The sequence below is a fragment of the Amycolatopsis echigonensis genome, assembly GCF_002846615.1.
Lineage (GTDB): Bacteria > Actinomycetota > Actinomycetes > Mycobacteriales > Pseudonocardiaceae > Amycolatopsis > Amycolatopsis echigonensis.
Genome location: NZ_PJMY01000002.1, coordinates 377,563 through 397,398, shown reverse-complemented (window position 1 = coordinate 397,398; position 19,836 = coordinate 377,563). Strand labels below are relative to the sequence as shown.

The window sequence follows — 19,836 nt, the reverse complement described above, 5'->3', positions numbered from 1 at the left end:
CGTCGTTCGTGTACGAGGTCAGTTGTACTCACGAACACCGTTCGCGTCAAGCGCGGGGGTCGTCTAGGCTTCGGGCATGACCGCACCGCCCCCGCCGTGGCGCCGGACGCCGAGCCCGCGCCGACGCGCCGCGAAGCAGATGCTGTCGCAGGAACTGATCGTGAAAACCGCGCTCGAAATCCTCGCCGCCGAGGGCATCGACGCCGTCTCGATGCGCCGCGTCGCGCAGCAGCTGGAGACCGGGCCCGCGTCGCTTTACGCGTACGTGGCCAACAAAGAGGAACTCGACGAGCTGATGCTCGACGCGGCGCTGAGCGAGGTGCCGTGCCCGGAACCGGATCCGGAGCGGTGGACCGACCAGGTCAAAGAGCAAGTGCGGCACCAGATCCGGGCGATGATGGCGTATCCGGGCATCGCGAAAGTCGCGTGGCGGACGCCGATTCCGGTGACGCCGAATTCGCTGCGGCAGGGCGAGGTCATGCTTCAGCTGCTGCGCGCGGGCGGTTTGGATCTCAAGCAGGCGGTGTTCGCCGGAGACGCGCTGAGCACATACGCCAAGGCCTTCGCGTACGAGGCCAGCGGCTGGACCTTCGGCGATTACGACCCGGAGGAAATGAGCGAACGCGGGCGGCAGATGGCGGAGTACATGCGGTCGCTGCCCACAACCACGTTCCCGAACCTGTTGCAGGCAGGGGAATACTTCACCGCGGAAACCAGCCAGCCCCGCCTCGAATTCGCCCTGGAGGCGTTCGTGGCGGGGCTGGCGGTGATGGTCAAACGGTAAGCACGATCTTTCCGCGCGTGTGGCCCTGTTCCAGCTCGCGGTAAGCGGCTTGCACCTCGGCCAGCGGGTACGTCGCGGCGATCGGGACGTCGAGCAATCCCTTGTCCGCCAACGCGACGAGGTCCCGCAGCACCTCGGCGCTCGCTCCGGCGATGTTGCCCTCGGTCTTCACGCGATAGGTCTCGGCGGCAGCGAAGTCGACCACCGTGTCGATCCGGCCGGGGTAGACGCCGAGCCGCAGGGCGAGTTCGACGTACCCGTCGCCGTAGGTGTCGATGAACGCGTGCACCTGGTCGCCGGTCAGCTCGCGGAGCCGCTCTTCGAGCCCTTCGCCGTACGCGATCGGGACGACGTCGTGTTCGCGCAACCACTCGTGGTTCGCTTCGCCGGCAATGCCGATCACGGTCGCGCCGGTGAGCTTCGCCAGCTGCACGGCCAGCGAACCGACCCCGCCGGCAGCCCCGGACACGACGATCGTTTCGCCCTCGCGCGGGCACACCGCCCCGACCGCGGCGTACGCGGTCGTTCCGGCCACGAACAAGCCGCCCGCGACCTCCCACGACAGCCCGCTCGGCTTCGGGACGAGATGCTCCGCCGGGACGAGCACGTACTCGGCGTGGCTGGAACGGGTGTGCACGAAGCCGACGACCTCGTCCCCCACCTGGATTTCTTCGACGTCCGCGCCCAGCTCCGCCACCACTCCGGCCAGGTCGCTGCCCTGCCCGGACGGGAAGGTGGACGGCCAGCGCTCGGCCAGCGCGCCCACCCGGATCTTCGTTTCCCCCGGATTGATCCCCGCGGCGCGGACCCGCACGAGCACCTGCCCGGATTCCGGCGCCGGCCGGGGCACTTCGGCCAGCTGCAGCACTTCGATCCCGCCGTGTTCGCCGTATCTGACCGCTTGCGGCATACGCGTCTCCCTCGCTCGTATGATTAGCCCAACAAACGATCGGCCGCGTTTATGCCCGGCGGGCGGAAATTCAGCCGGCGAGCCTCCGGACCACGGCGTCCGCGAGCAGGCGGCCGCGGTCGGTCAGCACCGCGCGGACCCGGTTGTCCACATCGGACAGTTCGAGCAAGCCCTCCGCGGCGGCCGCGTGGGCTTCCTTCACTCCGGCCTCGTCGAGCGCGGACAACGCCAGGCCGTCGGAGATTCGAAGCTCCAGCATGATCCGCTCCAGGTGCCGGTCCTCGTCGGTGAGCACCTCGCGGTCCGCTTCCGGGCTCTGCCCCTGCGCGAGGAGGCTGGAGTACTTGGCCGGATGCTTGACGTTCCACCACCGCACGCCGCCGACGTGGCTGTGCGCGCCCGGCCCGGCGCCCCACCAGTCGCCGCCCTGCCAGTAGCCGAGGTTGTGGCGGCACCGCGCCGCCTCGTCAGTCGCCCAGTTCGACACCTCGTACCAGGTCAGGCCCGCACCGGCGAGGACGGAGTCGATCAGCTCGTAGTAGCTGGCCAGCGTGTCGTCGTCGGGCGCGGGCAGTTCGCCGCGCCGCACCCGACGGGCCAGCGCGGTGCCGTCCTCCACGATGAGGGCGTACGCCGACACGTGGTCGACTCCGGCCGACAACACCGCGTCGAGCGAGGCGCGCAGATCTTCGACGCGCTCCCCCGGCGTGCCGTAAATAAGGTCGAGGTTGACGTGCTCGAACCCGGCGGCCCGGGCTTCGCGAGCGGCGTCGACCGGACGGCCGGGCGTGTGCACGCGGTCGAGCACCTTCAGCACGTGCTGGGCCGCGGACTGCATGCCGAGCGACACCCGGGTGTAACCCGCGGCACGGATGCCCGCGAAGAACTCGGGCGAAGTGGACTCCGGGTTCGATTCGGTCGTCACCTCCGCGCCCGGTGCGAGCCCGAACACCGACCGGACGCCGTCGAGCACCTCGGCCAGGCCGTCCGCGCCCAGCATGGACGGCGTCCCGCCGCCGACGAACACCGTCTCCGCCTGAGGTGCGCTGCCGAGGATCTCCGCGCCCAGCTCCAGCTCGCGCCGCAGCGCGTCCAGCCACGACCGCGGCGACGCGGCGGTGCCGAGTTCGCCCGCGGTGTAGGTGTTGAAGTCGCAGTAACCGCAGCGGGTCGCGCAGAACGGCACGTGGACGTAGACGCCGAACGGACGGGTGCCGAGGCCCGCGAGCGCGGTCTCGGGCAGTCCGGAGGAAGGGCGGTGGGTGTCGGGAACAGGCACGACGTCCATTCTCCCCCGCCGCGCGCGGACCCTCGCGCGCCCCTGCGCCGCCGGGAGGAAAGTTCGGCCGCCGAACGATGCACCGCCCGCCGCGCACCCGGTTGACAAGCGCCCGAATCCGTCTCACGATGCGTCCGAAAGCCGGGAAAGACCTGGCAGATCGCCCGCCCAATGCACATCCGGGGCGGTTTCGCACCCCTGGCGTGAGCCTTCTCCCACCATCCGGACGCGCTTGGACGACGTTCGGCCCGCGTGGCAATCTGAGCCGGTGAGTCCTGCCGGTGTCCTTCTCGTGGCGCGCCGCCACGTCGACCTTGTCCGGGTCGCGAGCGCGCTCTGCCGGCCTGTTCGCTGACTCCCGCGCAAAGCCTGCCCAGCCCACCACCTGGACCACCGGCCCCGCTCCCGCCCATCACCGACGCCGCGGCGGGCAGCCGGAGCCGCCTCGACCACCCCGCCCGGAGGATCTCCATGTCCGCACCCCCGCGTGAGACGCCCGCGAAGGGCCGCACGCCTCGGACTCGCCAGAAGCGCGGCGAGGGTCAGTGGGCGCTCGGCTACCGGGAGCCGCTGAACCCGAACGAGCGCTCGAAGAAGGACGACCACCCGCTCAACGTCCGCGCGCGGATCGAGAACATCTACGCGCACCGCGGCTTCGACTCGATCGACCCGGGCGACCTGCGCGGCCGGTTCCGCTGGTTCGGCCTCTACACCCAGCGCAAGCCCGGCATCGACGGCGGCCGCACCGCGCTGCTGGAGCCGGAAGAGCTGGACGACCGCTACTTCATGATGCGCGTCCGGATCGACGGCGGCGCGCTCACCACCGAGCAGCTGCGGCTGGTCGGCGAGATCTCGCGGGACCACGCGCGGGACACCGCCGACATCTCCGACCGGCAGAACGTCCAGTACCACTGGATCCAGATCGAGGACGTGCCCTCCATCTGGTCCCGGCTGGAGAACGCGGGCCTGACCACGACCGAGGCGTGCGGCGACTGCCCGCGCGTCGTGCTCGGCTCCCCCGTCGCCGGCATCGCCGAGAACGAGGTGCTCGACGCCACCCCGGCGATCGACGAGATCCTCGAGCGCTACATCGGCGACCCGCAGTTCGCGAACCTGCCGCGCAAGTTCAAGACCGCGATCTCCGGGCTGCCGGACATCGTGCACGAGATCAACGACATCGCGTTCGTCGGCGTGAACCACCCCGAGCACGGCCCCGGCCTCGACCTGTGGGTCGGCGGCGGGCTGTCCACGAACCCGATGCTCGCGCAGCGGCTCGGCGCGTGGGTGCCGCTCGAGCAGGTGCCCGAGGTGTGGGCCGGCGTCGTCTCGATCTTCCGCGACTACGGCTACCGGCGGCTCCGTTCGCGGGCTCGGCTGAAGTTCCTGGTCAAGGACTGGGGCGTGGAGAAGTTCCGCGAAGTCCTCGAAACCGAGTACCTCAAGCGGAAGCTGATCGACGGCCCGCCGCCGGAGAACCCCGAGGTCCCGGTCGACCACGTGGGCGTGCACCGGCAGAAGGACGGCAAGTTCTACCTCGGCGCCGCGCCGATCGCCGGACGCGTCTCGGGCAGCACGCTGGTCGCGGTCGCCGACGCGGCCGAGCGGGCCGGATCGCACCGGGTGCGGCTGACCCCGCACCAGAAGCTGATCGTGCTCGACGTGCCCGAGGACAAGGTCGCCTCGCTGCAGACGGAACTGGCCGAGCTGGGCCTGCAGACCAAGCCGTCGCCGTGGCGGCGCAGCGTGATGGCGTGCACCGGGCTGGAGTTCTGCAAGCTCGCGATCGTCGAGACGAAGGTGCGCGCGCAGCAGCTGGTCGCGGACCTGGAGAAGTCGCTCGCGGACATCAACTCCCAGCTGGAAACGCCGGTGTCGGTGCACCTCAACGGCTGCCCCAACTCCTGCGCCCGCGTGCAGACCGCAGACATCGGGCTCAAGGGCCAGATCGTCACCGACGCCGACGGCAACCAGGTCGAGGGCTTCCAGGTGCACCTCGGCGGCGGGCTCGGCCTCGACGCCGGGTTCGGCCGGAAGCTGCGCGGGCACAAGGTCACCGCCGGCGAACTGGTCGACTACGTGGAACGCGTGGTGCGCGCGTACGTCGCGGGCCGCGAACCGGGCGAACGGTTCCCGCAGTGGGCGTTGCGGGCGGACGAAGGGGTGCTGCAGTGACCGCCACGACGGATTACCGGGCTCTGGCCGAACGCGCCGAGAAGGAGCTGGCCGACGCGACCGCCGAGGAGGCGCTGCGCTGGACGGCCGAAACCTTCGGCGACGACTTCATCGTGGCGTCGAACATGCAGGACGCCGTCCTGATCGACCTCGCCACGAAGGTCAAGCCCGCGGTGGACGTGCTGTTCCTGGAAACCGGCTACCACTTCGCCGAAACCCTCGGGGTGCGCGACGCGGTGCAGACGGTGTACCCGGAGGTCCGGATCGTCAACGCACAGGCCGAGCAGAGCGTCGCCGAACAGGACGCGGAGTACGGGCCGAAGCTGCACGAACGCGACCCCGGCCAGTGCTGTTTCCTGCGCAAGGTCGTGCCGCTGCGGCAGACGCTCGCCAAGTACTCGGCGTGGGTCACCGGCGTGCGCCGGGTGGACGCGCCGACCCGCGCGAACACGCCGATCGTCACCTGGGACGAGCGCAACGGCCTGGTGAAGATCAACCCGATCGCGGCGTGGACCGACGACGAGTTCAACGGCTACCTGCACGAGAACGGGATCCTGCAGAACCCGCTGGTGTCGATCGGCTACCTCTCGATCGGCTGCGCGCCCTGCACGGCGAAGGTCGAGCCGGGCCAGGACCCGCGCAGCGGCCGGTGGGCCGGGCAGAGCAAAACTGAGTGCGGTCTGCATGGCTGAGGAAGGACGCATGACGACTTTGGAACCGGCGGCCGACGCGGCTGTCGACAACCTGGCCGCCCTTGAGTCCGAGGCCATCCACATCTTCCGCGAGGTCGCGGGCGAGTTCGACCGGCCGGTGATCCTGTTCTCCGGCGGCAAGGACTCGACGCTGATGCTGCACCTGGCGATCAAGGCCTTCTGGCCCGCGCCGGTGCCGTTCCCGCTGCTGCACGTGGACACCGGGCACAACTTCGACGAGGTCCTCGAGTTCCGCGACCGCGTGGTCGAAAAGCACGGCCTGCGGCTGGTCGTCGCGAAGGTCCAGGACTGGATCGACGACGGACGGCTCGAGGAACGCGCCGACGGCCTGCGCAACCCGCTGCAGACCACGCCCCTGCTGGAGACGATCGCGGAGAACAAGTTCGACGCGGTCTTCGGCGGCGGCCGCCGCGATGAGGAGCGGGCGCGCGCGAAGGAGCGGATCTTCAGCCTGCGCAACGCTTTCGGCCAGTGGGAGCCGCGCCGGCAGCGGCCGGAGCTGTGGAACCTCTACAACGGACGGCACCGTCCGGGTGAGCAGGTCCGCGTGTTCCCGCTGTCCAACTGGACCGAAGCCGACGTGTGGAACTACATCGCCCGCGAAAAGGTCGAGCTGCCTTCGATTTACTACGCCCACAAGCGCGCGGTCTACCAGCGCGACGGCATGTGGCTCAGCGAAGGCCCGTGGGGCGGGCCGCGGTCCGGCGAGGAAGTGCGTGAGCTGAGCGTGCGCTACCGGACCGTCGGCGACGGTTCGTGCACCGGTGCGATCGAGTCCACGGCGTCCACTGTGGAGGAAGTCATCGCCGAGGTCCAGGCTTCGCGGCTCACTGAACGCGGCGCCACTCGCGCCGACGACCGGATGTCCGAAGCGGCCATGGAAGACCGCAAACGGGAGGGCTACTTCTGATGTCGAGCCTGCTGAGGCTGGCCACCGCGGGCAGCGTGGACGACGGGAAGTCCACGCTGGTCGGGCGGCTGCTGTACGACACCAAGTCCGTCCTCGCCGACCAGCTCGACGCGGTCACCCGCGCGTCTGTCGACAAAGGACTGTCCACTCCGGACCTGTCGCTGCTCGTCGACGGCCTGCGTTCGGAGCGCGAACAGGGCATCACGATCGACGTCGCGTACCGGTACTTCGCCACGCCGAAGCGGTCGTTCGTGCTCGCCGACACCCCGGGGCACGTGCAGTACACGCGCAACACGGTCACCGGCGCGTCCACCGCGCAGCTCGCGGTGCTGCTGGTCGACGCGCGCAACGGCGTGGTCGAGCAGACCCGGCGGCACGCGGCCGTGCTCGCGCTGCTCGGCGTGCCGCAGCTGGTGCTGGCGGTGAACAAGATCGACCTCGTCGACTACGACGAGAACACCTTCGGCGTCATCGCCAAGGAGTTCACCGCGCACGCGGAATCGCTCGGCTACGACTCGGCGTCCGTCGTCGCCATCCCGGTTTCCGCGCTGGTCGGCGACAACGTGGCCACCCGGTCCGAAAAGACCCCGTGGTACGACGGCCCGTCGCTGCTGGAGCACCTGGAAAACGTGCCCGTGGCACCGGACCCGCACGATTCCGCGCTGCGATTCCCGGTGCAGTACGTCATTCGCCCGCGCACCCCGGAGTACCCGGACTACCGCGGTTACGCCGGGCAGATCGCCGCGGGCACGGTGCGCCGAGGCGACGAGATTGTCGTGCAGCCGCAGGGGATCCGCAGCCGAGTCGAGCGGATCGACACCGCGGACGGACCGCTCGAAGAAGCGGGTGCCGGAACCTCGGTGACCCTGCTGCTCGCCGACGACATCGACATCAGCCGCGGAGACCTCATCGCGGCCGCCGACGCGTCGCCGGAGGTCACGGACGAGATCACCGGCACGCTGTGCTGGCTCTCGTCGAAGCCGCTCAAGACCGGCGCGCGGGTGCTGATCAAGCACGGTGCCCGGACCGTGCAGGGGCTCGCGACCGAGTTGCACGCCCGGTTCGACGAGCAGACCCTGTCCAGTGTGGACTCTCCGAAAAGCCTGGAGCTCAACGACATCGGCAGCGTCAGCCTGCAGCTGGCCGAGCCGCTGCCGGTGGACGACTACGGCGTGAGCCCGCGCACCGGCGCGTTCCTGGTGATCGACCCGAAGGACGGCGACACCCTCGCCGCCGGACTCGTCGGCGAGCGCTTCTCGTGACGCCTCCCCTGGTCGCCGTCGCGCACGGCAGTCGCGATCCCCGCTCCGCCGCGACGGTGCGGGCGCTGGTCGATGTCGTCCGTGCGCAGGCACCGGGGCTGGACGTGCACGAGTCGTTCCTCGATCTGTCCGAACCGCGCGTTACCGACGTGCTGCGCGGGCTTTACGCGCAGGGCCGCCGCTCCGCGGTCGTCGTGCCGTTGTTGCTGGGCAGCGCCTTTCATGCCCGGATCGACCTGCCCGCGCTGGTCGACGAGGTGACCTCGGAGTGCCCGGGATTCCGGATCCAGGTGTCGGACGTGCTCGGCGCCGACCCGGCGCTCCAAGCCGTCGCCCTCGACCGGCTCGCCGGAGCCCGCCGCCGCAGCGGGACCGGCGTGCTGCTGAGCGCGGTCGGTTCCTCCAATCCCGAAGCCAACGCGGTCGTGGCCGGACTGGCCGCGCGCTGGGAAAAGCAGCTCGGGCTGCCGGTGAGCGAGGCGTTCGCCAGCGCCGCGCAGCCGGACATCCCGGCCGCCGCGGAACGGCTGCGCGCCCGCGGCGTGCGGCATCTCATTGTCGCGTCGTGGTTCCTGGCTCCCGGCTTGCTGCCGGACCGGATCGCCTTGCTGGCGCGCGACGCCGACCCGGGCGCGTTCATCGCCGAGCCGCTCGCGGACGACCCGCGCGTCGCGGACGTCGTGATCGGCCGCTACGCCGCCGCGGTCGCCGGTTTGCTGCGGACACCGCAGGCTGCCTGACTTTCGCCCCGGGCAACGGGACCACCGTCGGTAGGCCCGAACGGCCGATCAGGCCGGCCCTACCGCCACAAGGTGAGCACTATTCACATTTTTCGTCACGGTGCGCTCCTGTGAACGGTCACTCCTTGACGGACTGCTTAACTTGCCGGTAACTCTCTAATCGCTGCGCAGCTTTCTCTCTCCCCTCGTGAAACCCGCAGGTAGGAGCACACAGATGAAAGCACCTCACTTTTACCGGCTGGCCGCGCTGACGGCGGTCGCGGCCCTTCCGCTCGCGCTGGCGGCCCCGGCGTCCGCCGCGACCGCGATCAACTTCGACTGTCAGGCCGACGCGCCGGTGGTCGGCCCGCAGCAGGTGTCGCTGACCCAGAACGCCGACGCCACCGCTCCCGCGACAGTCGCGCCCGGCGCAGCGTTCGACGTCGTCATCGACCCGGCGCCCAACACCGTCCCGAGCGACGTGGGCGGCAACAAGGTCAAGAACATCAACACCTTCGCGCTGAAGTTCCCCATCCCGGCCAACTCGACTTACGTCAGCGCCGACCTCGCCGGCGGCTCCGGTCTCGGCGACACCCCGCCGACGATCAGCGTCGCCAACGGCGTCGCGACGTTGAGCTTCCCCGGCCCGATCGCCGGCGGGTCGACCTTCGAACTGCCGACCATCACCGCGCACCTCAAGGCAGGCGACTCCGGCACGATCGAAACGAAACTGTCCGGCACCAGCTACAGCGACCCCGGCCTGACCTTCAAGGCCGTGGCGAGCAGCATCATCGGGGACGTGACCGCGCCGACGTCGTGCTTCCCCAACCCGAGCCCGGTTTTCACGACCACGACCATCGGCTGACCCGGACCGCGGCCACCCGCTGCGCCCGGGTGGCCGCGCCCGTTCACGGCAGCAGCAGTCCCCAGTAGACCGCCCACGGCACGAACACCAGCCCCGCCGCCAGCGGTGCGATCGTCCCGCGCCGACGCTCCGGTTTCCGCAGGCCAGCCACGGTTATCGCCAACGCCGCCACCGTCGCGACCGCCAACGCCTGCAGTGTCAGCCACGCCAACGGCCGCCCGGCGAGCACCGGTCCGAGGTTCTTCATCCCGGACATCTGCGCCCAGCCGAGCATTCCCGCGAACCCGGCGACCGTCGCCGTTCCCCACCCCGCGAGCCACCGGGACGACCTGGTCCCCCGGCGACGCACCAGCGAAACCACCCCGCCGACAACGAACCCGCCCAGCAACAAAGCGAGCGCGATCCCTTGCGCCGCCACAGATTCCCACCACGCCAACGGCCGGAGTGCTTCCGTCGGACGCTGCGCAACCGGTGCGGCATCGACGTGCACGCCCTGTCGATCCGCCAGCCACTCCCCGACGGCCGCCGGATAACCGGGCACGACTTGGGGCAGCCGGTCGAACCCGGCGTCGCTGGTCGCGTACAGATCCGGCCCGCCGCCAGCGACAAAGCGGATCGTGTGGTTCGGGTTCGCCGTCAGCGCGTCCGCGAAAATCCGGGAACTCTCGACCGGCGCGTGGTTGATGTCGAGGTCGCCCCACAACGCCAGGATCGGCTGGTTCAGCCGCCGCAACACCGGCACCGGGTCGTAATCCGCCTCCGGAAACCACCCGGCCCCGATCGCGAACCGCGTCCCTCGCACCGGCAAGGTCGTCAGCAGCGAACCGGAAATCCCTTGGTGGCGAAGGACATTCCCCCAGTACCACGAGGTCTGCCGGGCCCCGCCCATCCCGGATCCGCCGACCGTGATCACATACGAGATGTCGGCCGTCCGCGTCGCCGCCAGCGGCGCGACCCACGCGCCCTCGCTGACGCCCCAGACGCCGATGTCCTTGGCTCCCGACTGCGCGCGCAACGCGTGCACCGCCGAAATCAGATCGTCCGCCAGCACGCCGTAATCGCGCTGGGTCTTGGAATAACCGCTGGTACGCCGGTCGTACACGAGTGTCGTGACGCCGAGCCGTGTGAACATCTCGGCCTGCACCCGCAAGTTGTCCCGCGTCCGCCAGTCCGACCCGCCCTGCAGGACGATCGCGGACTTCGCCGGTCCGCCGGGCCGGAATATCGTGCCGTGCAACGTAATCCCGCCAGCTCCGGTGAAGCTGACGTCAGCCGGCAATTGTGCTTGCACCGGCTGGGCGGTCGCCAAGACCGAGCCCAGCACGAGAATCGCGGCAGCGAGCCGCGATTTGCCCCAGGGCAGCATGAAGTGTTCTCCTTGCTTCGGGAGATCGTGCGCGTTTTCCCTTGTTCCTGGGTGCCGAGTGGCCGCTCGGCACCCAGGGCCTTCCTCGAGGTCAGTCCTGGGCGGCCTCCTCACCGGCCGGCGACGGGAACGCGAGCATCCGCGTCTCGACCCGGCGCGCCCCCTCCGGCGTTTCGCCGTCCGGACGCTGATACCGCCGCAGCAAGGCGAGATACGCCTCGAAGAAGTCCCCCAGCTCGTCCAGCGTCACGGTGATCGCGCCGCGCGAGTACGGAATCGCGTCCGCCCATTCCCCGAGCCTCGGCCGCTCGCGCTCGAACCGTTCGTATAGGTCGGTGTCGCCCGCGAGCCACAGCCGGTGCAGCTCGCCGATCGCCGCCTTGGCCGGATCGTCCCGCTCGTGCGCGGGCGGCAACCGCACGTCGTTCGGCATCGCGCGCCACCAGCGCTCCCGGCCGCGCGCGCGTTCGGGAAGCTCCTCGACGAACCCGTTCTCCGCCAGCACCCGCAGGTTGTAGCTGGTCCCGCCGCTCGTCACGCCGAGCCGCTCGGCCAGCGTCGTCGACGTCGCCGGTCCGGACGCGGCGAGCAGCTCCAGAATCCGCTGCCGCAATGGATTCGCGAGCGCTTTGAGGGCCTTCAGATCAGCGGAGCGAGGTTCTGACATGCCTCCAACCTAGCCATGCACGAGTCTCCGTGCACGGGTTTTCATGCATGAACTTCACACCCGCTCCCGGACCGGCGGTGTGCGAAAGTGTCAGGCATGGCTGACGAACTGGTGCACTACGAGGTGGCGGCCGGCATCGCCACGATCACCCTGGACTCCCCGCACAACCGCAACGCGCTCTCGGCGCAGCTGCGGCGGGAACTGAGCGAGTCGCTGGACAAGGCCCGCGAGGACGACGCGGTGCGCGTGGTGCAGCTGACCCACACCGGACCGGTCTTCTGCGCGGGCATGGATCTGAAGGAAGCCCGCGGCGCCGGTTCGTCCGACCAGGGCGTGAACGAGTTCCCGAAGATCCTGGACCAGCTGTGGACGAGCCCGAAACCGGTCGTCGCGCGCCTGGCCGGCCCGGCTCGCGCGGGCGGCATCGGCATGGTCGCCGCGTGCGACATCGCGGTCGCGGTCCCGGAAGCGACCTTCGCGTTCTCGGAGGTCCGCATCGGCGTCATCCCGGCGGTCATCAGCCTGACCGTCCTCCCGAGGCTCACCCCCCGGGCCGCGCACGAACTCTTCCTCACCGGCGACGTCTTCGACGCGAAGCGTGCGGTGGAGATCGGCCTTCTGAACGCCTGCGTCCCCGCCGAAGAGCTGGACAAGAAGGTCGAGGGCTACCTCAAGTCGCTGACCCTGGGCGGACCGAAGGCCTTGGCCGCCACGAAGGAACTGCTGGCCCGTCCGCGTCCGGCCACCCCGGCCGAGGGCTTCGCCGACATGAACGCCCTCTCCGCGGGCTTCTTCGCGAGCGAGGAAGGACAGGAAGGCATCCAGGCCTTCGCCCAGAAACGCAAGCCGAACTGGGTTCCGCAGGACTGAAGCGCTCGGTGAGGGGAACCTGGGTTCCCCTCACCGGCCATCAGTCGTCCACCAGCACCAAGGTCAGCCGCCGCGCCCCCGAGCCCATCGCCCGCTGCGCGTCCGACAACACGCTCCGCACCGCGAGATAAGTCTTCGGCTCGGCCGCCTTCAACGCGTCCGACCCGGTCCAGATCAGCACGTGCTCCCCGGTCGGCAACCACGACAAATCCGTGAGCATGTCGTACAGCGCGTCCAGATTCCGCCCGAAATACGACGGAAAAGACAGCGCCTCGCCGATCGCGTCCAGTGTGGACAGTTTGTCCATGGTCCGCGCGCCGTCGACCTGATGGGGATAAGCCCCTCGCGCGAAGGCCGCGTCCGCCGCGGTTCGCGCCGTCTCGCCCCCGCTCACCGGGCGGGGTCCACAACGACGAACGACGCGTAATGATCCCCTGTGTAATACAACTCTTTCCCCGCTCCCGTGATCAGCCGCCGGGCCCCTCGGTCCGGGCTTCCCGGCGTCTTCACGGTGTACTCGTGGTAATAGCCGTTCTTCTCCGGGGGAAGCTTCTTCTCCCGGTTCTGGAAGACGACGTCGTCATTGCGCGGATACGGGTACGGCCCGCCCTTTTGGATCAAGTTCCACGTGTCCTTCGCCTGCGGCGGCAGTGAGGACAACGGCTTGACCGGCAGCTTGGAGTCCGCCCCGGGCACCTTCCCGGAAGCGGCGGCGGGAGCACCCGACGAGGACGAGGGCGCCGGCGAACCGGAGGAGCCGGCGGTTTCCTTGACGAGCCACCCGCCGAGCACCAGCACGAGCAGACCGACGAGCGCAGCGGTGATCCGCCTACGGTTGACCATGGTGTGCCAGCTTAGGAGCGGCCGGGACCGTCGTCGTCACGGGCCGTGCCGAACCAGCGGCCGAAGCGTTCGACCAGCTTGTCGATGGCCCACGCGGCGAGCAGGCACAGCGGCACGAGCACGGCCATCACCAGCACGAACTGCACCGGGAACCAGGCTTGGGCGAGCCACAGCTCGACCCCGTCCCACCAGTTCGCCAGGCCGTCCAACACGAGTGTGAGCCTACGCGCGCTCGCCTGCGTCGGGGCGGGCAGGGGAGGTAGGTTGCTGCCATGTTCGCCGTATACGCGCAGGAACCCAACGCCGAGTCCCCGCTCGATTCGCTGGTCGTCGGCGAGCGGCCGGAACCCGAGGTCCCCGAAGGCTGGGTCCGGGTCCACGTCAAAGCCGCCAGCCTGAACATGCACGACCTGTGGACCTTGCGCGGCGTCGGCATCAAACCCGACCAGTTCCCGATGATCCTCGGCTGCGACGGAGCGGGAACGCTCGACGACGGCACCGAGGTCGTGCTGCATTCGGTGATCAACGCGCCGGGCTGGCAGGGCGACGACACGCTCGACCCGAAGCGCACCCTGCTCACCGAGAAGCACCAGGGCACGTTCGCCGACCAGGTCGTGGTCCCGGCCCGCAACGCGGTGCCGAAGCCAGCGGGCCTGACCTTCGCCGAGGCCGCGACGATGGGCACCGCGTGGCTCACCGCGTACCGGATGCTGTTCGTGAAGTCGGGCCTGCGGCCGGGCCAGACGATGCTGGTGCAGGGCGCGTCCGGCGGGGTGTCGACCGCGCTGATCGCGCTCGGCCGCGCGGCCGGGCTCCGCGTGTGGGTCACCGGGCGCACCGAGGAGAAGCGCGCGCTGGCCGAGAGCGTCGGCGCGCACCAGACGTTCGAGTCCGGCGCGCGGCTGCCCGAGCGGGTGGACGGCGTGTTCGAGACCGTCGGCAAGGCCACCTGGGGCCACACGCTCAAGTCGCTGAAGCCGGGCGGCGTGGTCGTGGTGTCCGGTTCGACCAGCGGCCCCGACCCGTCGGCCGACCTGCAGCGGGTGTTCTTCCTGCAGCTGCGGGTCCTCGGCTCGACCATGGGCACCCGCGACGAACTGGCCGACTTGCTCGCCTACCTCGATCTGAAGGGCATCAAGCCGCAGATCGGCACCGAGCTCCCCCTTGCGGAGGCCCCCGCGGGATTCGCCGCGATGGCCGCCGGGGAGACCGCGGGCAAGATCGTCTTCACCCGCTGATCCCAGTCGCACCGCGCTGGCCTGGGCTTTTCCGCGTCAAGCGGGCCTGGGCCAGCGCTTTTACCTGTTCTCCAGTGAATCGTCAACACCCCAGCTTCGCAATCAGATAGTGACCCCCGAAGTTCCACCAGAAGTCGACCTTGGGCGGTTAACCTGGAGAACATGACCGCGACGCAGCGGCCAGTCCCGGCCGGCCGGGGCGGCCGGCACCCCAGCGAACCGGAGCCGATCCGCGAATCGTTCCGGCGGTTCGCCGGCATGCGCACGCGCGTGCTCGAGGTCGGCCCGCCCGTCGCCGAGGCGTCCGCACCCAAGCGCACGCGCCGCAAGGGCACCGAGAAACCCCGCGCTCCCCGGCTCGTGTTGCTCCACGGGTATTGCGACAGTGCCGACACGTGGCGTCCGGTACTCGGAGAACTAGCCGCTGCGGGCATCGCCGCGGTCGCTGTCGATCTCCCTGGCTTCGGCGAGGCGCAGCCGCTGCGCCCCGGCCCGATGCTGCCGCAGCTCGACGCGTTCACCGCCGCGGTGGTGCGCGAGCAAGCCGTGCTCGGCCCCGTCGTGCTCGCGGGCAACTCGCTCGGCGGCACGATGAGCCTGCGCGCGGCGCAGAACCACCGGCTGCCGACCGCCGGCGTGGTGTCCATCGCCGCGCCCGGTTTCGTCGACTCGTGGCTGGTGCGCACGGTCGGGCGCAATCCGCTGCCGCTGCGGCTGTACTCCTCGCTTCCGTTGCCCGTGCCGGGGTTCCTGGTCCGCGCGGTGGCCGGACAGCTCGTGCCGCGGATCCTCTACGCCGACTCGCGACAGGCGGACGCGGGTCAGGTCCGCCGTTTCACCACGCTCTTCCCCGACTACCGGGCCACCACGTCCCGGCTCGAACAGGCCCGGCAGCTCGTCGCCGAACTCGCCGACGCCTACCGGCTCGACCTGATCCGGATCCCGCTGCTCGCGGTCGCGTGCGGCAAGGACAAGCTGGTGACGGCCGCGTCCGGGCGGAAGCTGCACACGCTGGTGCCGCACAGCAGGCTCCTCGTGCGCGAGGACTGGGGCCACTGCCCGCAATTGGACGATCCGGCCGAGGTCGCGGAGCTGCTCACGTTCTTCGCCGCGGGCGCGGTCCGCTCGGCCGCACGCCCGGCGCCCACGGTCAGCGAAACCGAGGACGACTCCGCGACCGGGTGACGCAGGGCTGCCGACATCGTCACACTACGGAGTCGGTGACAGGCGCGGCGCCTCCGGGTACGGTGCCCTGCCAGGGCCCGGAACCCGGGTCCGGCGAACCACCAGTCTGAGGAGACATCGATGTCAGCTCCGCGCGGCCCGAACCTGGGCTCCGGGACCGGGATCTTCCGGCGGAAGCCGATCGAAACCATCGAGCAGGTCGGGGAAAGCGGCCTGCAGCGCACGCTCGGCTTGCGGCAGCTGACCGCGATCGGCGTCGGCGGCATCATCGGCGCGGGCATCTTCTCGCTCGCCGGGGCGGTCGCGAACAAGACCGCGGGCCCGGCGGTGCTGATCTCGTTCCTGATCGCGGGCATCGCGAGCGCCGCGGCGGCGTTCTCCTACGCCGAGTTCGCCGGGCTCATCCCGCGCGCGGGCTCCGCCTACACCTACGGGTACGCGGTGCTCGGCGAGATCGTCGGCTGGTTCATCGGCTGGGACCTGCTGCTGGAGTACACGGCGATCGTCTCCGTGGTGGCGATCGGGATTTCCGGGTACTTCAACGATTTGCTGGGTTTCCTGCACGTGTCGCTGCCGCATTGGATGTCCGGCGCGCCAGGGACTGAACCAGCGGGCGTCGCACCGGGGTCTTACAAGATCAACCTGTTCGCGGCACTGCTCTGCCTGCTGATCGCGTTCATCCTCAACCAGGGCATGAAGAACGCGGCACGGTTCGAAACGCTGCTGGTGTACTTGAAGGTCGGCCTGGTGCTGCTGGTGATCGTGGTCGGCGCCTTCCACATCCAGAGCGGCAACTACAGCAACTTCTTCCCGTTCGGCCTGAGCGGCGCTTTCACCGGCGCGGCAACAGTGTTCTTCGCGGTCTTCGGCTACGACGCCATGTCCACCGCGGCCGAGGAGTCGCAGGACTCCCAGAAGCACATGCCGAAGGCGATCATCTACTCGCTGGCGATCTCGATGGTGCTGTACGTGCTGGCCTGCCTGGTGCTGACGGGCATGGTGAAGTACACCGACATCAACCCGGAAGCGGCGTTCTCGAGCGCGTTCGCGAAGGTCGGCCTCGGCTGGCTGGGCGCGATCATCGCGGTGGGCGCGATCATCGGCATCCTGACGGTGCTGTTCACGTTCTTGATGGGCGCGACGCGCGTGGGCTACTCGATGAGCCGCGACGGCCTGCTGCCGAAGTGGTTCTCGAAGACCCATCCGGTGCGCAAGGTCCCCTCGCGCATCACGTGGATCCTGGGCGCTGCGTCCGCGCTGATCGCGGGCGTGCTGCCGATCGGAGAGGCCGCGGAACTGACGAACATCGGCATCCTGCTGGCCTTCGTCGTCGTGTGCCTCGCGGTGATCGTGCTGCGCTACAAGCGCCCCGACCTGCCGCGCACGTTCAAGACGCCGGGCATGCCGGTGGTCCCGGTCATCGGGGTGATCTTCTCGATCTGGCTGATCACGTTCCTGAAACCGGAAACGTGGCTGCGCTTCGCGATCTGGTTCGTGATCGGCATGGCGATCTACTTCGCCTACGGCAAACGCCACTCGCTGATGGAACGAGGCGAGGACGCTGGTTCCGGCGACGGGGAACCTGGCGGGCTGAAGTCCACTTCGGACTGATTCTTCTCGTTCGACGCGGGGGACGCTTTGAGGGCGTCCCCCGCGTTTTCTTGTGCGCTGGCTGCTGATTCCGCTGGCTCGGGTTGGAACACGTCCGCTCGGGAATTCCGGCGTCGCTGCTTCTGCTCACGGCGACCGACCGGCTTGGCCCTCGCTCATCGGCTCGGCCTTCGCTGGCCCGATGCCTTAGTCGAGTGCACCTGCTTGCCACCGGCCGCGCACCTCGCCCTCGGTGTGGAACCAGCTGCCGGTGAAGGCGCGTGCGGTTGCTTCGGAATCCTCGTGGTAGCCACGCATCAGCCTGATGCCGGGGACAAGCAATCCGCCGGTTTCCTGCAGGGTGGAGGTTCCCGTCCTCTCCGGCGGTCATCGCGCGTCGCCATGACACTCGCCACCACTGACCGCGAGCGGGTCGCGCATGGTTGTTCGAGCCGCTCCACCACCGAGTCAGCGCATGAACGCCTCCCCGACCACGCCGGAAGCCTCAGCCCTGCCAGCAGCTCGGTCCCGCGACCAGAACACGGCAGCCGGATAAGCCGTCGTGGTGCCTGTCCGTGCCGTGGCAGGTGTATCAGTGCACCCGGCCCCAAGCCGTCGCGGTTCCTGTCCGCGCCGCGGCGGGTGTCTCAGCGCAACCGGTCGAGCCGTTCCGCTGCCGCTTTCGCTTCCGTGCGCAGGCGGGCCATGATCGAGGCCGCCGAGCCGTCGCCGGCGAGCGGGTACGTCTGCCCGGCCCACAGTGACATCGCCTCCGGGTCACCGGCTTTGGCGGCCGCCGCGCGGACCGGCTTGCTCAGGTGGTGCAGCTGCGGGTACGCGGAGGGAGCGTCCGCGGAGAGGTCGCTCAGGACGCGGTTCACCATGCCCCGCGCCGGACGTCCGCTGAAGGCGCGCGTGAACGCCGTCGTCCGGCCAGCTTCGGCGAGCGCTCGCCGCTGGGTGTCGCCGGTGCCGGCTTCGGTCGCGAGCAGGAAAGCCGTGCCCATCTGCGCCGCCGACGCACCGGCAGCCAGCACCGCCGCGACGTCGGCGCCGTTGACCAGTCCCCCGGCCGCGATCAACGGCAGGCTCGTGCGCGCGCCGAGCAGACGCAGGAGCGCGAGCAGGCCGTACTCCTCGCCACCGGCCGGGTTGCCCGGGTCGTCGGTGAACAGACCGCGGTGTCCGCCCGCTTCGAAGCCCTGCACGACCAGCGCGTCGGCTCCGCGCGCGGCAGCGAGGTCGGCTTCCTCCGGATTCGTGACCGTCACCGCGACCTTGCCGCCAGCCTCGTGGACGCGCTGCACCTCCGCGGACGTCGGCGCGCCGAAGGTGAACGACACGACCGGAACCCGGTGCCGCACGACGAGGTCGAGTTTCGCCGGGTACTCGTCGTCGTCCCAGACCGGGTCACCGAGCTCGACGCCGTACCGCACGGCCTCGGCCAGCAACCGTTCCCGGTGCGCACTGAGGTCGGCCACCGACCGGCCGCCGGGGACGAACAGGTTGACGCCGAACCGGCCGCCGGTGAGGTCGGCGGTGTGCGCGATCTGGGCGTCCAGCGTCTCCGGGCTGAGGTAACCGGCGGCGAGGAAACCGAACCCGCCCGCCTCCGTGACGGCGCCGACCAGCTGCGGAGTCGTCGGCCCGCCCGCCATCGGCGCCACGATCACCGGGAACTCGAGATCATCGAACATGTCCCCGAGCCTAGTGCCGGACCGGAAATGCGCCGGGTCACCGCCGCGTTGCAGAAGAGCATGACGGCAACCCTGGAACAGCTCCGCGCGCTGACGGTCAAGGAGAACGGCCTGGCCACCGTGGCCACGACCCGCGCCGACGGCACCGTGCACGCGTCCGTGGTGAACGCGGGCATCCTCGACGACCCGGTGACCGGCAAGCCGAGCGTGGGCTTCGTCGCCGTCGGCGGCGCGCACAAGCTCACGCTGCTGCGCCGCAATGGCCACGCGACCGTGACGTTCCGCCGCGGCTGGCGCTGGCTCTCCGTGACCGGCCCGGTCCGCCTGATCGGCCCGGCCGACCCCGACCCCTCCTTCCCGGCCGACGGCCTCCCGCCCCTGCTGCGCGAAGTGTTCCGAGCCGCCACCGGCACCCACGACGACTGGGAGGAGTACGACCGCGTGATGGCCGCCGAACGCCGCGCCGCGGTGTTCGTGGAGGTGGGCAAGATCATCGGGAACGGCTGATTTGCCACGAGCCTGAGCTGGGCGCACCGCCGTGCGCTGTGCGACAGCTTCTCTGGAGCTCGGACAAACCAGAGGTCGGGCAAACCAACGGTGACCGCTGATTCGCTCCAGCGGCCCCGAGCACACGTCGGAAGGCCGGGCTGCTGGCGCGCGGGGTACTGGGGGGGCGCTGGGCGCTGGGCGCTGGAAGCAGCCAATCGCCGCTGGCACGCCCCACGCCTCACAATGTCAAGCCACACGCGAGTCACGCCGCATCCGA

General features: G+C 70.0%; 21 protein-coding genes. 13 read left to right on the top strand and 8 right to left on the bottom strand.

Going from position 1 to position 19,836, the window contains the following annotated elements; all coding sequences use genetic code 11:
* Positions 1-76: 76 nt before the first annotated feature.
* A complete protein-coding gene (locus ATK30_RS03485) occupies positions 77-784 on the top strand; it encodes a TetR/AcrR family transcriptional regulator (protein WP_101434281.1) in 708 nt (235 codons plus the stop codon).
* Here ATK30_RS03485 and ATK30_RS03480 read toward each other — a convergent pair.
* The gene (locus ATK30_RS03480; RefSeq protein WP_101434280.1) at positions 774-1,694 is read right to left on the bottom strand and encodes an NADP-dependent oxidoreductase; all 921 of its coding nucleotides are present in this window, start codon (positions 1,692-1,694) and stop codon (positions 774-776) included. The two genes, ATK30_RS03485 and ATK30_RS03480, sit on opposite strands and share 11 nt — an antisense overlap.
* A gap of 70 nt (positions 1,695-1,764) precedes the next feature.
* Positions 1,765-2,982 (bottom strand): radical SAM family heme chaperone HemW, encoded by a 1,218-nt coding sequence (gene hemW / locus ATK30_RS03475; protein ID WP_101434279.1) that lies wholly within the window; start codon positions 2,980-2,982, stop codon positions 1,765-1,767.
* Here hemW and ATK30_RS47225 point away from each other — a divergent pair.
* The 7 genes from ATK30_RS47225 to ATK30_RS03445 all read left to right on the top strand — a co-directional run bounded on the left by ATK30_RS47225 (position 2,906) and on the right by ATK30_RS03445 (position 9,614).
* The gene (locus ATK30_RS47225; RefSeq protein WP_369333436.1) at positions 2,906-3,328 is read left to right on the top strand and encodes a putative leader peptide; all 423 of its coding nucleotides are present in this window, start codon (positions 2,906-2,908) and stop codon (positions 3,326-3,328) included. The two genes, hemW and ATK30_RS47225, sit on opposite strands and share 77 nt — an antisense overlap.
* A 116-nt stretch (positions 3,329-3,444) precedes the next feature.
* Positions 3,445-5,145 (top strand): nitrite/sulfite reductase, encoded by a 1,701-nt coding sequence (locus ATK30_RS03470; protein WP_101434278.1) that lies wholly within the window; start codon positions 3,445-3,447, stop codon positions 5,143-5,145.
* Positions 5,142-5,837: a phosphoadenylyl-sulfate reductase gene (locus ATK30_RS03465; RefSeq protein ID WP_101434277.1), complete on the top strand. Its 696-nt coding sequence runs from the start codon at positions 5,142-5,144 to the stop codon at positions 5,835-5,837. The genes ATK30_RS03470 and ATK30_RS03465 overlap by 4 nt, the downstream gene beginning before the upstream one ends.
* 10 nt (positions 5,838-5,847) lie before the next feature.
* On the top strand, positions 5,848-6,768 hold the full coding sequence (gene cysD, locus ATK30_RS03460; RefSeq protein WP_101434276.1) for a sulfate adenylyltransferase subunit CysD: 921 nt from the start codon (positions 5,848-5,850) through the stop codon (positions 6,766-6,768).
* Positions 6,768-8,030 (top strand): sulfate adenylyltransferase subunit 1, encoded by a 1,263-nt coding sequence (locus ATK30_RS03455; protein ID WP_101434275.1) that lies wholly within the window; start codon positions 6,768-6,770, stop codon positions 8,028-8,030. The genes cysD and ATK30_RS03455 overlap by 1 nt, the downstream gene beginning before the upstream one ends.
* On the top strand, positions 8,027-8,770 hold the full coding sequence (locus ATK30_RS03450; RefSeq protein WP_101434274.1) for a sirohydrochlorin chelatase: 744 nt from the start codon (positions 8,027-8,029) through the stop codon (positions 8,768-8,770). The genes ATK30_RS03455 and ATK30_RS03450 overlap by 4 nt, the downstream gene beginning before the upstream one ends.
* 214 nt (positions 8,771-8,984) lie before the next feature.
* Positions 8,985-9,614, top strand: coding sequence for a cyclase (locus ATK30_RS03445; RefSeq protein WP_101434273.1), 630 nt, complete (start codon positions 8,985-8,987; stop codon positions 9,612-9,614).
* Between the two features lie 43 nt (positions 9,615-9,657).
* Here ATK30_RS03445 and ATK30_RS03440 read toward each other — a convergent pair whose 3' ends face one another.
* Together ATK30_RS03440 and ATK30_RS03435 are read right to left on the bottom strand one after the other, a co-directional pair.
* The gene (locus ATK30_RS03440) at positions 9,658-10,980 is read right to left on the bottom strand and encodes an alpha/beta hydrolase family protein (protein ID WP_101434272.1); all 1,323 of its coding nucleotides are present in this window, start codon (positions 10,978-10,980) and stop codon (positions 9,658-9,660) included.
* 91 nt (positions 10,981-11,071) lie between these two features.
* The gene (locus ATK30_RS03435) at positions 11,072-11,647 is read right to left on the bottom strand and encodes an ArsR/SmtB family transcription factor (protein ID WP_101434271.1); all 576 of its coding nucleotides are present in this window, start codon (positions 11,645-11,647) and stop codon (positions 11,072-11,074) included.
* Positions 11,648-11,743: 96 nt separating this feature from the next.
* Between ATK30_RS03435 and ATK30_RS03430 the strand changes: the two genes are divergently transcribed.
* The gene (locus tag ATK30_RS03430) at positions 11,744-12,517 is read left to right on the top strand and encodes an enoyl-CoA hydratase-related protein (RefSeq protein WP_101434270.1); all 774 of its coding nucleotides are present in this window, start codon (positions 11,744-11,746) and stop codon (positions 12,515-12,517) included.
* A 40-nt stretch (positions 12,518-12,557) separates the two neighbouring features.
* Here the strand turns inward: ATK30_RS03430 and ATK30_RS03425 are convergent, their stop codons facing one another.
* The 3 genes from ATK30_RS03425 to ATK30_RS03415 are packed head-to-tail and all read right to left on the bottom strand — an operon-like array spanning position 12,558 to position 13,572.
* On the bottom strand, positions 12,558-12,911 hold the full coding sequence (locus ATK30_RS03425; RefSeq protein WP_101434269.1) for a barstar family protein: 354 nt from the start codon (positions 12,909-12,911) through the stop codon (positions 12,558-12,560).
* Entirely contained in the window at positions 12,908-13,360 is a 453-nt protein-coding gene (locus ATK30_RS03420; protein WP_101434268.1) for a guanyl-specific ribonuclease, read from the bottom strand. The genes ATK30_RS03425 and ATK30_RS03420 overlap by 4 nt, the downstream gene beginning before the upstream one ends.
* Before the next feature lie 11 nt (positions 13,361-13,371).
* The gene (locus ATK30_RS03415; RefSeq protein ID WP_101434267.1) at positions 13,372-13,572 is read right to left on the bottom strand and encodes a hypothetical protein; all 201 of its coding nucleotides are present in this window, start codon (positions 13,570-13,572) and stop codon (positions 13,372-13,374) included.
* 60 nt (positions 13,573-13,632) lie between these two features.
* Here ATK30_RS03415 and ATK30_RS03410 point away from each other — a divergent pair, with 60 nt between their 5' ends.
* The 3 genes from ATK30_RS03410 to ATK30_RS03400 all read left to right on the top strand — a co-directional run bounded on the left by ATK30_RS03410 (position 13,633) and on the right by ATK30_RS03400 (position 17,394).
* Positions 13,633-14,598, top strand: a complete 966-nt coding sequence (locus tag ATK30_RS03410) for a zinc-binding dehydrogenase (RefSeq protein WP_101434266.1) — start codon at positions 13,633-13,635, stop codon at positions 14,596-14,598.
* Between the two features lie 162 nt (positions 14,599-14,760).
* Positions 14,761-15,783 (top strand): alpha/beta fold hydrolase, encoded by a 1,023-nt coding sequence (locus ATK30_RS03405; RefSeq protein ID WP_101434265.1) that lies wholly within the window; start codon positions 14,761-14,763, stop codon positions 15,781-15,783.
* Positions 15,784-15,903: 120 nt separating this feature from the next.
* Positions 15,904-17,394 carry an amino acid permease gene (locus tag ATK30_RS03400; protein WP_101434264.1) on the top strand — a complete coding sequence of 497 codons (1,491 nt, stop codon included), beginning with the start codon at positions 15,904-15,906 and terminating at the stop codon, positions 17,392-17,394.
* Between the two features lie 626 nt (positions 17,395-18,020).
* Here ATK30_RS03400 and ATK30_RS03395 read toward each other — a convergent pair.
* A complete protein-coding gene (locus ATK30_RS03395; RefSeq protein ID WP_101434263.1) occupies positions 18,021-19,070 on the bottom strand; it encodes an NAD(P)H-dependent flavin oxidoreductase in 1,050 nt (349 codons plus the stop codon).
* Between the two features lie 60 nt (positions 19,071-19,130).
* On the opposite strand from ATK30_RS03395, the gene ATK30_RS03390 reads away from it, so the two are divergent.
* Positions 19,131-19,577 carry a pyridoxamine 5'-phosphate oxidase family protein gene (locus ATK30_RS03390; RefSeq protein ID WP_101434446.1) on the top strand — a complete coding sequence of 149 codons (447 nt, stop codon included), beginning with the start codon at positions 19,131-19,133 and terminating at the stop codon, positions 19,575-19,577.
* The last annotated feature ends 259 nt before the right edge of the window (positions 19,578-19,836 follow it).

What these genes read in the sequence shown, in the direction of transcription:
- ATK30_RS03485 (WP_101434281.1), top strand. Translation starts at nt 77, where the DNA reads ATGACCGCACCGCCCCCGCCGTGGCGCCGGACGCCGAGCCCGCGCCGA.
- ATK30_RS03480 (WP_101434280.1), bottom strand. Translation starts at nt 1,694, where the DNA reads ATGCCGCAAGCGGTCAGATACGGCGAACACGGCGGGATCGAAGTGCTG.
- hemW (WP_101434279.1), bottom strand. Translation starts at nt 2,982, where the DNA reads ATGGACGTCGTGCCTGTTCCCGACACCCACCGCCCTTCCTCCGGACTG.
- ATK30_RS03470 (WP_101434278.1), top strand. Translation starts at nt 3,445, where the DNA reads ATGTCCGCACCCCCGCGTGAGACGCCCGCGAAGGGCCGCACGCCTCGG.
- cysD (WP_101434276.1), top strand. Translation starts at nt 5,848, where the DNA reads ATGACGACTTTGGAACCGGCGGCCGACGCGGCTGTCGACAACCTGGCC.
- ATK30_RS03455 (WP_101434275.1), top strand. Translation starts at nt 6,768, where the DNA reads ATGTCGAGCCTGCTGAGGCTGGCCACCGCGGGCAGCGTGGACGACGGG.
- ATK30_RS03445 (WP_101434273.1), top strand. Translation starts at nt 8,985, where the DNA reads ATGAAAGCACCTCACTTTTACCGGCTGGCCGCGCTGACGGCGGTCGCG.
- ATK30_RS03440 (WP_101434272.1), bottom strand. Translation starts at nt 10,980, where the DNA reads ATGCTGCCCTGGGGCAAATCGCGGCTCGCTGCCGCGATTCTCGTGCTG.
- ATK30_RS03435 (WP_101434271.1), bottom strand. Translation starts at nt 11,647, where the DNA reads ATGTCAGAACCTCGCTCCGCTGATCTGAAGGCCCTCAAAGCGCTCGCG.
- ATK30_RS03430 (WP_101434270.1), top strand. Translation starts at nt 11,744, where the DNA reads ATGGCTGACGAACTGGTGCACTACGAGGTGGCGGCCGGCATCGCCACG.
- ATK30_RS03420 (WP_101434268.1), bottom strand. Translation starts at nt 13,360, where the DNA reads ATGGTCAACCGTAGGCGGATCACCGCTGCGCTCGTCGGTCTGCTCGTG.
- ATK30_RS03410 (WP_101434266.1), top strand. Translation starts at nt 13,633, where the DNA reads ATGTTCGCCGTATACGCGCAGGAACCCAACGCCGAGTCCCCGCTCGAT.
- ATK30_RS03405 (WP_101434265.1), top strand. Translation starts at nt 14,761, where the DNA reads ATGACCGCGACGCAGCGGCCAGTCCCGGCCGGCCGGGGCGGCCGGCAC.
- ATK30_RS03400 (WP_101434264.1), top strand. Translation starts at nt 15,904, where the DNA reads ATGTCAGCTCCGCGCGGCCCGAACCTGGGCTCCGGGACCGGGATCTTC.
- ATK30_RS03395 (WP_101434263.1), bottom strand. Translation starts at nt 19,070, where the DNA reads ATGTTCGATGATCTCGAGTTCCCGGTGATCGTGGCGCCGATGGCGGGC.
- ATK30_RS03390 (WP_101434446.1), top strand. Translation starts at nt 19,131, where the DNA reads ATGACGGCAACCCTGGAACAGCTCCGCGCGCTGACGGTCAAGGAGAAC.